Below are 14,541 nucleotides of genomic sequence, written 5' to 3'. Positions count from 1 at the left end.
CTACAGGCTATAGTTTAAGCACCAAAAACATTGAAAGCTTCACCATGGCAGAAATCACAGACGATGTACGCCGTCGGATCATGCAAGCCAACAAGAGTAAGGATACTAAACCTGAGTTAGACATTCGCCGGATGCTGCATGCGATGGGGGCTCGCTTCAGGCTTCACAGGAAGGACCTACCAGGAAAGCCGGATATCGTTCTACCTGGCAGGAAACTTTGCATTTTTGTAAATGGTTGTTTTTGGCATCAGCATCAAGGTTGCTACCTGGCATCTAAACCAAAAACCAATAGTAAGTATTGGTCGGAAAAGTTTAAGGCTAACAAGTTAAGAGATAAGAGAAACGAGCACGACCTGCGAGATATGGGGTGGCGTGTAGAGGTTATTTGGGAGTGTGAGTTAGATAACCCTGCAAAACTTCAAAATAGACTTGAGAAGCTGCTGTAGCCCGCTACTCATACCATATGTTTCGCTTGAAGCACATTTTAGGCTATCTAACACCTGTTAATTATCAGCGTCTAGCCTTCCTAGTAACCCTGAAACTACAAGCCCCAGTGCTCGGCCTAGTAGTGGCGGTACAGCATTGCCTACTTGTGTGTACTGTGGCACCTCAAACTTCCGCATCTGCCCACCAGTTGTTACTTTGGAGCGCAAAGCAAAGCCATCCGGAAAGGACTGGATACGAGCCATCTCACGAACTGACAACGTACGCAGTTCACCATGGTCGTAATGGCATGCATCATCGGGGATAGAAAGGGCTGCTGGTGCTGGGGAGTCCGCATTCAAGGCTTTCTGCGTCTGCTTCTTCGTTTGATGCTGTCGAAGGTAGCATTCCAACTCTTGCTGGCTTTCAAAGAATTTAAAGCTATCATCCTCAGTTAAGTAGTCATTTTCCAAAAGCTTAATGGCATAGTCTGTACTAAGCGTATCGATATCGCCTTTAAGGAATTTTCGCACTTCTTTCTGTATTGGCTTATCCAGCAACTGAAGTATTTGATATATACGGAAGCGACGTTGGACGTGTTTACCATTTTGGCGGAGCTCATGGTTCAGCATATCATCGTTCTGGATATGCCTGCTGAACACGCTATTAATCTGCTCAACATACTGAGAAGGCTCTACAGGCTTGTTTTTCTTAAGATCATCAATAGCATCACGTACAGAGCGAAGGTTATCACTATAGTTAACAAGAGGACTTAAGAAAGACTTCTCGTATAAAGAGAAATGGCTGGCATTTACAACATCAAAATATGGCAATGAACCGTAAGGGGTTGGCTTCCCTTTGGTGAGGTCACGAAAGAAAGTATAAGACGGAGTGAATAAGTCATTCTCCACACCATCAAATGTAGGTTGTAAGCTTTGAAATACGTCATGGCGTACAGCAATCATGATAAAGCGAGGACGGTTCTGAGCCACCCCCGCTAGCTTAGCATTTACGTGCAAGCACAATGGCACGTAGTTAATCTCAGCAAACGCCTTCGCAACTTCAAACCATGCATGGAAACTTTCACCATTCTCGGTGAAAGCACGTAGGATGCCAGTCACATTCTCAAGCATTGCTACACGGGGTTGAACGACCTCAACAAAACGAGCAAATTCCCATGGCAGTGAATTCCTATCATTAGACCTCTGACGTAATCCCGCCATACTAAAGCTTTGACAAGGAGGGCCGCCTGAAACTAGGTCGACCCCTCCTCGCCCAAAACCGTCACGAATCTTATCCTGTCCAGTTGGGCTAGACTGTAGCCACTTGTTCAGCTCAACAATACTTCCTATGACAAGGCTTCCATTCAACTCTTCTGTCATTTTAAAGTCGCAAATTCCATCACCTAACGGCTTGAATTCACGAGGATTTTCCCGCATGCGGCTTTTCATATCGGCCAGTTGAAACTGGCTACTCAGCCACTTAACCCTCAATTGGCCATCAATTTCCTCAGTACCATCAGCAATGGCACTCAAGTTTTCTCCGAAAAAGTTGTACGCGAATGTCTCTCCCGCCATTGGGGATAGCTCATTAGCCATTACTAGTTCGAAACCAGCTGCTTCTAGCCCTAGAGTTAGGCCACCGCAACCTGCAAAAAGCTCAATATGATTCAATGTCGGCCTTTCTACTTTCAATAGATAAAATTCTGAAGGATTTATTCTAATCCAGACGCCTGTAAAAGTCCAGGCTAATTATCCTCTTTAGCTGAAGAATGCGCCTCACCAAACTGAGCATCTTGTAGCACGTAAGTCATTCACTTAGACCAACGACTCAAATATCATCGATACATTCAGTTGAATAGATTAATGGAATAATATGCGCCGCCTTACGGAAATAGAAAGATCTAGAATTCAATTACTTATCAACGCATCCATCGAAACATCTTTACTTGAAGTCACGGAAACGGGACTAAAGAAAGGGATTATGGATGCCACAATACCATTCCGAAACTACTTGCTTGAACAGGACATACACGACTTTGGCAACCAGAAGCAAGGACCGTCATATAAAGAGGTCATTCCCGCAACGATCCTAACCCGCTTGAGCTCATATAAAACAAAAATGTCTCTCTATCGTCCTGAGACAAAAAAAGGCGACCCCAGAGTTTGGATTTATGGGCTAAATAATCACGCTACGCCAAAAGATATCATCGCAACATTTAACCTACAGAATCATATTTACGTACTAAATATCACTCAAGAAGCAATTGAGTTGGATCTTACTTTCACAAATGAGATTTCAAGAACCCATCCCCGCAATAAAGCATGTGAACAACCCTCGCCTAGATGCCTAGACTTATTTGAACAAGTCTCTACCCCAAATGCATTAAATGAAATTTTAAGCAGGAAACGAGCAGACACAACCGAAACTTCGAAAGAGCTATTACATAAGCTTAAGAAAATTGCAGCTATTGGACCAATCAGGACAGTTCGTCACGGTGATACTGCTGTAGGCTTCACTTTGGAAACCGCATTAGGAATTGCAGCCAACAGCTCAAAATCTCCCGATTACAAAGGCATTGAGCTTAAAAGTTACAGAAAGAATAACAGTGGAAAGGATAAGAATAGAAAAACGCTTTTTGCCAAGGTCCCAAACTGGGAAATCAGTAAATTCAAGAGTAGTCGGGAAATTCTCAGTCACTTTGGCTATGAATCTGGAGCTGACTTCAAGCTCTATTGCACAGTATCGACCCAAACAATCAATAGCCAAGGTCTAAGCCTAGCTATCGATTATGATAACGGGCTGCTCACAGAACATTCATCCAATAACGAATGTGGTGAATTTGCATGCTGGTCACTTAAAGAGCTACGTAAACAACTCCTCGAGAAACATAACGAAACGTTTTGGATAGAAGCTAAAAGCGAAATAGAACAAGGTGTTGAGTGCTTCTCATATACAAAAATCCTTCATACCAGAAAACCTATCGCCTCAGCATTTGATCTTCTGCTAGAGCGGGGAGATATCACCCTTGACCACCTAATTAAGCGAAATCCTAAAGGTAGGGTTTCTGAAAAAGGACCTTTATTTAAAATTAGGCCTGAAGCTTTTCCCCTATTGTTTCCTGAACAAGCAACCTACAAGTTGACTTCATAATCAGGGTAACAAAACACCCAACGTTACCTTCCGACCCAACTAACTGTTACCCCTTTTGGGTCAGAAGGTAACACTTGCACCATTCTGGATCGCACACCGGGTAACAACAAAATGACATACCGTTAAAAATCAACAACTTATCACTTCTGGCACGTCACCTGCTCTATATAGATCAATAACAACAAAAATAATAATAACAACAACAAAAAATTTGTAAGCAACGGTCAAAATAAAAATAACTGCGACCCGAAGTGAACAACACCGCCTCTAATAAAAATAATAACGGGGCAACACCGGTTACACTGGCACTGGGAACATCGTCCTGGCTGTCGGGTAACCGGTATTCGTTATCCTTCCCTGAATGACTTAATCTCTCCTGATCTATACCGTCTGACTAGCGCAATTGTTGTGCTGTGATTCAATTTTCTGCTGTTCAGCTATGCCTTTTATCAGTCAGAAACCCCGAACTGACCAGCCAATAGCTTAATTGTTGCCATTCGCTGCTCAATTCGAAGCCCTGCTCTCAGCTCTGTTGACGGCTCTACTCAAAGCACAAGCGGGAAGCAGGACCTGTCCGTACCATTCAGGCCATTTCAGCTTCTGCGTTAACGGCATCCTCAGTTTGCTTCGACACAGCCAGCTGCTGACGCCGATAGCGCGGCAAGGCCACCAGCAAACAGAGCGATGTAACTACATACAAGCCTACCGAGCTGGCCAGCGCGTAACGCAGGGCTTCGCTACCAATACTGGCACTCAGGTAATCGCTGATGCCACCGACGAGGATCGGCCCCAGCCCCACGCCAAGCAGGGTCATCGCCATAACGAACAGCGAAGAGGCCTGTGCCAGTTTATTGGCCGGAAACAGATGACTGATGGCGCCGAAACAAGGCACCGCCCACCAGGTGGCGAAGAAGCTGAATCCCAGATAGAAAAGATAGGCTTGCGGAACGGGTATAGAGCCGGCATGGAACGCGATTCCCGTGGGCCAGAGATAGAAACCCAGACCAAATGGAATACTCACCAGACAGGCGATCAGCGGAATGCCCAGCTGCCAGCCGGGATCACGGGCCGCGAGACGGTCGGTAACAGCACCACACATCAGGGTGCCGATAGTTGCCGTAATACCACCGCCAACACCTACCAGCAGCCCGGCCTGTTGCAGGGTAAGCTCGTGAGAACGGATCAGAAAGCTGGGATTCCAGGTGCCGATGGCATAGCCCATCACGGCTGCCGAGGTGCCTGCAGCAACGATCAGCAGGAACGCGGGGGTCTCCAGTATCGAGCTCAGCGTTGCCCGCCAGTTTTGCCCTGCGTCTGTTGAAGCAGAGCGGACCAGTGTGGGTGCTTTTACGGTGAGCATAAATATCAAACCCAGTATGACCCCGGGTGCACCTATCGCGATAAAGGCGGTACGCCAGCCGTAGGTCTGCGCGATCCAGCCACCCAGGCCTAATCCGATCAGGGCGCCCAGACTGGGTCCCATCAGAAATACGGACAGGGCACGGGAACGCTTCTCCGGTGGATACAGATCTGACACCATCGCCACTGAGGGCGCTGTGCCCCCCGCTTCACCAACAGCAACGCCGATGCGGAACAACAGCAACATGGCGAAACTGGTTGCGACGCCACAAAGCATGGTCATAGCACTCCAGGCGATGCAGGCCAGGGCAATTACCGGCTTGCGCCCGATTTTGTCGGATAACCGGCCAAGAGGAAAACCGAACGCGGTATAGAAAATTGCAAAGGCGACGCCTGATAACAGACCAACCTGAGTATCTGTAATACCAAACTCAGACTTAATCGGCTCGATCAGGATCGAGATAACCAGCCGGTCTATGTAGTTGAAGACATATATAATCGCGAGCATCAGCAATGCATAGTGCGCATGCAGATTACCCCACCGGCCAGTACTGTTTGCTGTTGCCACGACCTTTCTCCTTATTTCAACAGGATCAACATATTGTATGTTCTGATCCTCGGCCTTCCCTGGCTCCGTGACATCGTCCATTCAGACCAAATGCGAAATTGAACCGATACCCGGTAAGATTGAATTGAACGACAACGGTTAAACTAATACTTATTCCCTCTTACCTCTAAACCTCCTCCACGCAAGCCGGTTGATAGTTTTTAATCACCCGCTCCATCTCTGGTGCCGGCATCGGCCTGGCAAACAGATAGCCCTGACCATACTCACAGCCATTTTCCTGTAGCAACTGCAGCTGCTCCGGGGTTTCAATGCCTTCGGCTGTGCAGTGGATACCCAGCTCCTGAGCCATATTCAGAATACCCCGCACCACCCGGTCATGTTTTTTGTGTTCGATACATTGCATCACGAATGAGCGGTCAATTTTGATCTGATCAATCGGAAAATCTGACAGATGGCTGAGGGACGAAAAGCCGGTACCGAAGTCATCCAGATGTACTTTTATACCCATCTTCTTAAACTCCCCGATAACCCGCGCCGCTAGTTTGTTATCTCTGATAATGGCGGTTTCGGTAATTTCAAATGCCAGATCAGTACAGTCGATATCAAAGTCTGCCAGGGTCTGCGGCAGCCCCTGGAGAAACTGCTCATCATGAAACTGCCGTGCCGACAGGTTGATCGACAAGCGGAAGTCATCCAGCCCAGGCAACTGCCGCCAGAGCTGTATCTGCTTGCACGCCGTTTCCAGCACCCACTGCCCCAGACTGTTGATCAGGTTGCTGGTTTCGGCGACCGCAATAAATTCATCAGGGCTGACCATACCCCGGCTCTTATGTCGCCAGCGAAGTAAAGCTTCACAGCCTGCCAGACTGCCATCCGCCAGCGCGATAATCGGTTGGTAATGCAGTTCCAGCTGATTCGCCGCGAGCGCTTCTTTCAGGTCCTGTTCCAGTGAGGTACGAGTCAGCAAGAGCTTGCGCATATTCTCATCAAACAGCATATAGCGTTGCTTATCAGACAGTTTCGCCTGATACATCGCTATATCCGCATCCCTCAGCATCTCATCCGGATCGGTATAGCCGGAGATACTCAGGGTGATACCGATACTGGCTCCGGACATGATTTCCTGACCATTAATCTGAAACGGCCTGGCCAGGGCTTCAATAATCCGCTCTGCTACGTTGATATAGTGGAAGTCCTCGCTGTGCTCCAGCAAGATAACGAATTCATCCCCTCCAAACCGGGCCAACAGATCGCTACTGCGCAGGCAATCCTGCAGGCGTCCGGCGACCTGAATCAGTAATTTATCACCGGCAGCATGACCCAGAATATCGTTGGTCAGTTTAAACTGGTCGAGATCAAGGAACAGCACCGCAAAGACTTCTTCACTATGCCGGCTGATATGGTTCAGTTTTTTCTCCAGATAACTGACAAACCAGAAGCGGTTACTCAGGCCGGTCAGGTTATCGTGGAATGCATCATGGCGCAGCTGATGTTCGGCTTCTTTGCGGTCACTGATATCAGAAAGGGAGCCTGCCATCCGAATCGCTTGATTTGTTGAGTCCCGTTCAGCCAGACCGTGGGATAACACCCAAAGATAGCTACCGTCATTATGCCGCAGACGATACTCACATTCGAAATGCGGGCTATTGCCGCAGATATGCTGATCGACCTCCTGCTGCACTATTTCCAGATCATCCGGATGAATCAGGTCAAACCAGCTCTCGGTCCTGTCACTTAAAAAATCAACACTGGAATCTAACCCGATCAGGGTCAAAAAACGCGGTGACAGATATAAGCTATTGGTTTTCAGGTTCCAGTCCCACAACCCCTCACGGGAGGCATTAACCACCAGCTCGTAGCGCCGTTCACTTTCTATCAGAGCCGCCGCAGAAGCTTTCTGGGCAGCGAGGTTATCTAGAAAGCTGTTAAATCCTTTAACCAGCTCGCCCACTTCATCACTGCTACGGACAGTAAGACGTCGTTCGGGATCAAAGGCATTAGCCTGCAGCTGTTTATAGCCATCAATAATCGCGCGAATCGGGGTGAGTATATTCCGGTTAAAATACCAGGCCACCAGCGCAACCATCATAAATCCGATGAGCAACAGCAACAGCGTGACCTCACGGATATTTTTAGCCCCGGCCAACAAGCTCTCTTCCGGTATGACACTGATCAGATGCCAGCCATACTTTGCCATCGGCCGGTCCCGCACCAGAAAACGTTGCTGGTTCCAGGTTAGCCCATCCCCCTTAATGTCGGTCTGCAGAAGATGTTCAAAAATACCTTCGGCAGGCTGTCCTACCCGAGTCGTTTGGTTGCTGTAAATGATATTTCCGGTCTGATCCAGCAGCACTAACTGGCTACCCGCCATCAATTCAAACTGCGCGAACTGCTGCGCCAGATACTCCAGACTGTAGTTGACCATAAGCATTGCGGTTGGCCGTTGTCGCATGGTTTCACGATCAATAGTGTTGAAAACACGGGCCGCAGTGAGAACCTTTTTATAACTTGATGCCTTGCTCACATTAGGCTGCACGCCAGCCCAATATACCTGCTGGCCAGAAATCATGGCAGCCTCCCGAATCCGGTCACGTACCGTTGTGTTGATCTCCTCAATATCCAGGCTATCACCGACATGATAATGGGCACCACCTTCGGTAAATATATCGATAGAGACCAATCCTTGCAGATTCAGATAGCCGTTCAGGATATAGCCGATGCGGGCCTGAGTCGCCAGCCGGGTATAGGTGTTAGTCGGTGAATTTATGTCGTCCAGTACCCGTGTAATTTCCTCCACACCGGCGATATTGGCAATCAGGCTTTCGACCTGTCCCAATTGCTGATCCAACCGTTCAGATTGACTGTTCAACAGCGTACGAACGAATTGATCCTCAGATCGCTGCAGGGTATTGCTGGAGGTCTGATAAGAGAAATAACCTATCAGCAACATAGGAATTATCGCGATACACATCAGAAAACTGAGATATTTAATGATGATTTTTTTCTGTGGTCTGATCATATATCTACAACTATCAGGCTAAGAAAAACTTTTACAAAGAATCAGCGGTCACCAGACGGGTATCGATCAGCACAACCGCGGGCTGACGTTCGCCATGTAAAGCCCGGTGGGCAAACAACACACCCTGGTATCCCTGCTCGGCAGCCTGTTGATCGATAGTCGCAACCATAGATCCCTCTTTAACCGCGGTAAGAGCCTGTTCAAGGGCATCATAACCCGCTACTTTGACATCCTGTCGGCCGGTTTCCTGCAGGTATTGAACCGCCCCCAGAGCCATCATATCGTTGGCACAGAACAGGGCTTTGATCTGCGGGTGCTGTTCAAACATCTGACGGGTCACGTCATAGGCTTCATCAATTTTCCAGTGCGCGGTTTCCTGCGCCACCAGTTCAGCCAGTGGCTGAGACCTGATCGCTCTTAAAGCGCCGTTCTTCCGCTCTATCGCATTGCCCGCTTCCCGGATGCCTTCCAGAATTGCGATCTGGGTAGGTACGGTCATCGGCCGGGTCAACGCCTGTACCACGGTATAGGCCCCTTGCTCATTATCCACGCTGATAAACGGTACGTCGGTTAGCCCGGACACTCGGGAAAACTCCTGATCCAACCGGTTATCGATATTAATTACGACAACCCCTGCATCCTGAGCCCGCTTAAGCACCGGCACCAGTTCAACCGAATCGCCGGGCGCAATAACGATCGCATCAACCTGATCCCGGATCAGATCTTCAACTATGCCTATCTGCTGTTGAATCGATGTCTCCTGGGCCGCGGTTTTCACCACCAGCCTCACCCCAAGCTCCCGTTCAGCATCACGTGCTCCCCGCTCCATCTCAATAAAGAATGGATTAGTCAGGGTCTTCATTACCAGGGCGATAACTTCCTTTTCCTCTGCCATCGCAGCAGGCTGGTTCTGTTTACCGGCAACGGGCCCAGATTCGGAGCAAGCGCTTAGTACAACCAAAGAAAACAGGGTTGGGATGAGCCAGAACAGGCGTTTAATCCTCAGTAAAGATAACATCTATATCTCCCGGTGCGCAGAAATTACATATCAATACAGGCTATATAAAAAAACCTTGACCAACCCAATGTACCACACGAATATCTGGCCACATTGTCGGTATACGCCATTTTGGGGATCTTGATTAAAGGCAGCCGAAACTCTAGTAAGCAAACTACACTTAAACAATATGCAACAACTACCAACAGGAGGCTGTCATGGAACAGACTCTGCTTTTTATTTTATGCTGTTTATTCCCCTCTTCTGCTCACGCGTCTGACAATCATGTTCTCTATCAGGTAGATGGTGAGTTCTATCAGGGATATTACGTTTCCACTTCAAAAAATGCTCCATTGGTATTATTGATACACGACTGGGATGGCCTGACCGATTACGAGATTAAACGTGCTGATATGCTGGCACAGATGGGCTACGCGGTGTTCGCCGCAGACCTGTTTGGTCACGGCGTACGACCTACAAAGCTGGAAGATAAACGCCAGCATACCGGTGAACTTTATAAGGACCGCAAGAAGCTACGCAACCTGATGCTGGCAGCGTTCAGGGAAGCCCGGCGACTGGGTGCCAACACCAATAACAGCGTTGCCATGGGCTACTGCTTCGGCGGTGCTGCGGTACTGGAACTGGCCCGATCAGGCATGCCGCTCAAAGGTTTCGCCACTTTTCATGGCGGTCTGGCCACACCGCAGGGCCAGGATTACAGCGAAACGTCAGGCAAAATACTGATCATGCATGGTAGCGCCGACTCCGCTATCACAATGGATCAGTTTGCTGGTCTTGCCACCGAACTGGAGAGTAACGGTATCAGTCATGAAATGATCACCTATAGCGGTGCTCCCCACGCATTTACAGTGTTCGGCAGTGATCGCTACCGCCAGGATGCCGATCAAAAGTCCTGGCAACGCTTTAGTACATTCCTATCCACTGTGACTGCCGAGTAATCAGCGGTCTGACATTCTCCGCCAACAGAACCGGTTTCGACACCCGGTCCGGTGGCGGAGAATAAAAAGGCTCACCCCCCAATATGGGCACCCCCCAGCCTTCAATCCTTTGACTTAACTCAATATCTCAGCCAAATTCCAGTGAGCTATAAAAGCTTCTGCAGCGCAATTGCATCCGGTTATATGGCTGTTCAGCAGGTATTTATGACCACTGGGGGGTGACCATGACGACAGACAAAACACTGATGTTGCCGGAAGAGATCTCTATTGCCAATATCAGCCAATGGCACTCAGAACTCAGCGACCTGTTGCAACAGGCATCAGGCATCGATATCGATGCCTCAGACCTTTCCCGCTTAGATACCGCAGCGGTTCAGCTGCTCACTGTTTTTTCAAATACCGCCCGGGACTCAGGCGTCAATATTAACTGGCTGTCAGTATCAGACAATTTAAAGACGACAGCCCAACAACTGGGCCTCGATCAATTGCTGTTTAACGCCTCTCAGAAGTAACGGGAGAATGCCTGTGGCAAATATATTAGTTGTCGATGACTCTGCCTCGCTCCGAAGCATGGTCGTTTTTACCCTGAAGCAGGCAGGCTATCAGGTTAGCGAAGCTGAAAACGGTCAGCTGGCATTGGATTTAGCAAAACAATCCCGTTTCGATCTGGTGCTGGCAGACGTCAATATGCCGGTAATGGATGGCATTACTTTCTGCACCGCACTTAAAAAGCTACCCTCTGCCCGCTTCACGCCGGTGCTGATGCTAACCACCGATAGCTCCACCGAGATGAAACAAAAAGGCAAAGCCGCCGGAGCAACTGGCTGGCTGGTTAAACCGTTTAATCCTGAAAAGCTGCTAAGCACCATAAAACGGGTTGTAAGGTAGCCATATGAGCATCGATCTCTCCCAATTCATCAGCATCTTTCTGGAAGAGAGCTACGAAGGTCTGGATATTATGGAGTCCAGCCTGCTCAATCTGGACGATAGTGATCCGGAAACGATCAATACCATATTTCGCGCGGCTCACTCGATCAAAGGCGGTGCAGGGACTTTCGGTTTTGATGCCATCGCCGAATTTACCCACGGCGTAGAAACGCTACTGGATAAGCTGCGTAATGATCAGCTTGAAATATCTCCGGAACTGATCAACCTGCTGCTCGAATCTGTCGACTGCATACGCCTGTTGCTGGTCTCCTCGCAAGACGGTTCAGCAGCGCCGACGGAGCAGGTCGACCAGCTGCAGACACGGGTACAGCAAGCTATTAATGGTGAGACCCCTGTCGCCGAGCAGCCAGTGGTACAAGACTCAGAGATAGCAGCGCATCTGACCGATGCACATCATGCAGACTCTCCTGAAACAGACCTTCCTGAAACAGGCTCTTCTGAAACAGAAGTCCCACAAACAGTGGAACAGGCACCAGAAGCAAACGTCACTCCACAACCCGTCCAGGATACTGTTAGCGCAGAGTCCGACTACTGGCAGATCGATTTTGCACCAGTGCCGGAGCTATTACAGCAGGGCCATGAGCCGGCATTCCTATTTGAAGCACTGGCTGAACTGGGTACTCTGCACACTCTGGTGGATACCACTCAACTGGATGACATTGAGCAGTTTGACCCGGAACTGATATACCTGAGCTGGCAACTGAAGCTTGAATCCGATTGCAGCGAAGATGCTATCAGGGAAGTTTTCGAATGGGCCGAAGACCAATGCACGCTGAACATTCAGCGCTGTAATAGTAATACCCCACAGACCGACAATCGCTGGCAGATCAGTTTCATCCCTGTCCCGGGATTACTCCAGGCCGGACACGAACCCGGTTTTATGCTTGAAGCGCTGGCCGAGCTGGGCAAGCTTGAGATAACAGCTGACACCGGCACACTGCCACAGCTGGACGCTCTGCAGCCCGAACAACTCTACCTCAGCTGGGATCTGATACTGACCTCAGAATGCAGCCGGGAGCAGATCGAAGAGGTTTTTGAATGGGTAGAAGGTGAGTGCCAGCTGACTATTCACGCTCTGACAAACTCTGATCAACAATCTTCTGAAGACTCCTCTGCACAGTCAGTACAGGAACCGATAACCGCTGTTGCTGAAGCGGTATCAGATACAGCGGAGGCAAGCGCACCGATTCCTGAGCCGAGCCCGGAGATAACAGCCGTTAGATCCGAACCTGCGACCGCTCGGGAATCAACCTCAACACCCGCCAGCACACCGAAAACCACCGGCACTGGCAGCAACAGTCAGACGCCGCGCAAGAACGCGTCGGAAAGCAGCTCGGTACGGGTCGATACAGATAAGATCGATACCCTGCTCAACCGGGTTGGCGAACTGGTAATAACCCAGGCGATGCTGGGCCAGATCGGCGCAGATCTGGCCGAAATAGCGGGTATCGATGTCGAGCGACTCAAGGCCGGACTGGAACAGCTGGAGCGCAATACCCGGGATCTTCAGGAAGACGTGATGCGGGTCCGGATGTTCCCGATCAGCTTTGTATTCAACCGTTTTCCCCGGCTGGTTCATGATGTCAGTTCGAAACTGGGCAAACAGGTCGAACTGAAAATTTCAGGAGAACAGACCGAGATCGATAAAACCGTAATGGAGAAGATCGGGGATCCATTGGTTCATCTGATCCGTAACTCACTGGATCACGGCCTGGAGACAGCCGAAGATCGAAAAGCAGCAGGCAAGCCTGCCACCGGTACGCTAAAGCTCAGCGCATACCATCAGGGCGGTTTCTTTGTTATTGATATCGAAGACGACGGCCGCGGCCTGAACAGCAAAGTGATCTATGAGAAAGCGATCAGCAACGGTCTGATTACTGCAGAGCAACAACTCTCTGACAGTGAGATTAATGAACTTATCTTTCGCCCCGGTTTTTCCACCGCCGAACAGGTCAGCGACCTGTCGGGGCGCGGCGTCGGCATGGATGTGGTACGCCGCAATATTGAATCGCTGGGCGGCAACATTCGCCTCAGCTCTAAATCGGGTAAAGGCACTAAAATCAGCGTGCGGCTGCCACTGACGCTGGCAATCATGGATGGGCAGCTGGTTCGCCTGGATAAGGAAACCTACATTATTCCATTGATCAGCATTGTCGAAACAATTCAGGCCCGCAGCAAAGACCTTAGCCCGATGGCCGGGGAAAATAATCTGCTGCTGTTCCGTGACGAATATATTCCCCTGATCAACCTGCGCACCTTGTTTAACCTGCCCTCAGCTGACAATGACTCCGGGCAGGAGGCGTTGCTGGTAGCAATTGTCGAGAACGGCGGTCACAAAACCGGACTGATTGTGGATGAGCTATATGGTCAGCAACAGGTTGTGATCAAAAGCCTGGAAGTCAATTTCAAGCGCATCGAAGGCTTAACCGGCGCCACTATTCTGGGCGATGGCAGCGTCGCCCTGATTCTGGATATTGCCGGATTAATGAAACGGGGCCTGGACCATTCTCTGGCCCAGTCAGCCATCAAACGAAATAGTATTTTAAGAACACAGAAGCAGGAGAGTAGTGCATGACGGCACAGGATTGGCAGGCCCAGGGAGATTCCCTTGAGCAGAATACTGATGGCCAGCAGTACCTTAGTTTCCTGCTGGATAATGAAGAATACGGCATCGATATTTTACGGGTTCAGGAAGTCCGCGGCTGGATACCTGTTACCCGGGTTCCGGATATGCCGGACTACCTTAAAGGTGTATTGAATCTGCGCGGTGCGATCATTCCGGTGATCGATCTGCGGCAACGCTTTGGCCTGCCACTGGTCGAGTACGGGCCGACAACGGTCGTTATCGTTATCAATGTCCTGAGCGGCAACAATGAGCGAATCATGGGAATTATCGTCGATGCCGTGGCCGAAACCTATACCCTTCCCATCGACCAGATCCAGTCAGCGCCCCAGCTTGGCGGTGTAATTAATCCGGAATTTATTACCGGCCTGGTGGCACAGGAACAACGCATGATCGTACTGATCGATATCGACGAACTAATGAATTCAGATGAACTGGCGGTCACGATACCCACGGATTTGGAAGTATAACGCTGGCGCAGGTGGAGGAACG

Annotated in this window: 11 protein-coding genes; 7 read left to right on the top strand and 4 right to left on the bottom strand. The window is 49.6% G+C overall.

Going from position 1 to position 14,541, the window contains the following annotated elements; genetic code table 11:
• The first annotated feature begins 44 nt into the window (after positions 1-44).
• Positions 45-446, top strand: coding sequence for a very short patch repair endonuclease (locus ACQUQM_RS20835; RefSeq protein ID WP_432471793.1), 402 nt, complete (start codon positions 45-47; stop codon positions 444-446).
• 57 nt (positions 447-503) lie between these two features.
• Here ACQUQM_RS20835 and ACQUQM_RS20830 read toward each other — a convergent pair whose 3' ends face one another.
• Positions 504-2,096, bottom strand: a complete 1,593-nt coding sequence (locus tag ACQUQM_RS20830) for a DNA cytosine methyltransferase (RefSeq protein ID WP_432471792.1) — start codon at positions 2,094-2,096, stop codon at positions 504-506.
• Between the two features lie 202 nt (positions 2,097-2,298).
• Between ACQUQM_RS20830 and ACQUQM_RS20825 the strand changes: the two genes are divergently transcribed.
• The gene (locus ACQUQM_RS20825; protein WP_432471791.1) at positions 2,299-3,576 is read left to right on the top strand and encodes an MvaI/BcnI family restriction endonuclease; all 1,278 of its coding nucleotides are present in this window, start codon (positions 2,299-2,301) and stop codon (positions 3,574-3,576) included.
• Positions 3,577-4,159: 583 nt separating this feature from the next.
• Here the strand turns inward: ACQUQM_RS20825 and ACQUQM_RS20820 are convergent.
• From ACQUQM_RS20820 to ACQUQM_RS20810, 3 genes are all read right to left on the bottom strand, one after another.
• Positions 4,160-5,503 (bottom strand): spinster family MFS transporter, encoded by a 1,344-nt coding sequence (locus tag ACQUQM_RS20820; RefSeq protein ID WP_432471790.1) that lies wholly within the window; start codon positions 5,501-5,503, stop codon positions 4,160-4,162.
• A 166-nt stretch (positions 5,504-5,669) separates the two neighbouring features.
• Entirely contained in the window at positions 5,670-8,522 is a 2,853-nt protein-coding gene (locus ACQUQM_RS20815) for a bifunctional diguanylate cyclase/phosphodiesterase (RefSeq protein ID WP_432471789.1), read from the bottom strand.
• Between the two features lie 31 nt (positions 8,523-8,553).
• Positions 8,554-9,540: a substrate-binding domain-containing protein gene (locus ACQUQM_RS20810; protein ID WP_432471788.1), complete on the bottom strand. Its 987-nt coding sequence runs from the start codon at positions 9,538-9,540 to the stop codon at positions 8,554-8,556.
• 197 nt (positions 9,541-9,737) lie between these two features.
• On the opposite strand from ACQUQM_RS20810, the gene ACQUQM_RS20805 reads away from it, so the two are divergent.
• The 5 genes from ACQUQM_RS20805 to ACQUQM_RS20785 all read left to right on the top strand — a co-directional run bounded on the left by ACQUQM_RS20805 (position 9,738) and on the right by ACQUQM_RS20785 (position 14,519).
• Positions 9,738-10,478 carry a dienelactone hydrolase family protein gene (locus tag ACQUQM_RS20805; RefSeq protein WP_432471787.1) on the top strand — a complete coding sequence of 247 codons (741 nt, stop codon included), beginning with the start codon at positions 9,738-9,740 and terminating at the stop codon, positions 10,476-10,478.
• A gap of 224 nt (positions 10,479-10,702) precedes the next feature.
• Positions 10,703-10,990, top strand: coding sequence for an STAS domain-containing protein (locus ACQUQM_RS20800; RefSeq protein ID WP_432471786.1), 288 nt, complete (start codon positions 10,703-10,705; stop codon positions 10,988-10,990).
• 13 nt (positions 10,991-11,003) lie between these two features.
• Complete coding sequence (locus ACQUQM_RS20795; RefSeq protein ID WP_432471785.1) at positions 11,004-11,366, top strand: response regulator; 363 nt, start codon at positions 11,004-11,006, stop codon at positions 11,364-11,366.
• 4 nt (positions 11,367-11,370) lie between these two features.
• Complete coding sequence (locus tag ACQUQM_RS20790; RefSeq protein WP_432471784.1) at positions 11,371-14,001, top strand: chemotaxis protein CheW; 2,631 nt, start codon at positions 11,371-11,373, stop codon at positions 13,999-14,001.
• On the top strand, positions 13,998-14,519 hold the full coding sequence (locus ACQUQM_RS20785; RefSeq protein ID WP_432471783.1) for a chemotaxis protein CheW: 522 nt from the start codon (positions 13,998-14,000) through the stop codon (positions 14,517-14,519). The genes ACQUQM_RS20790 and ACQUQM_RS20785 overlap by 4 nt, the downstream gene beginning before the upstream one ends.
• Positions 14,520-14,541 lie beyond the last annotated feature (22 nt).

The organism is Amphritea sp. HPY, assembly GCF_050870985.1.
Taxonomy (GTDB): Bacteria; Pseudomonadota; Gammaproteobacteria; order Pseudomonadales; family Balneatricaceae; genus Amphritea.
This window is presented reverse-complemented; position numbering and strand designations above follow the sequence as displayed.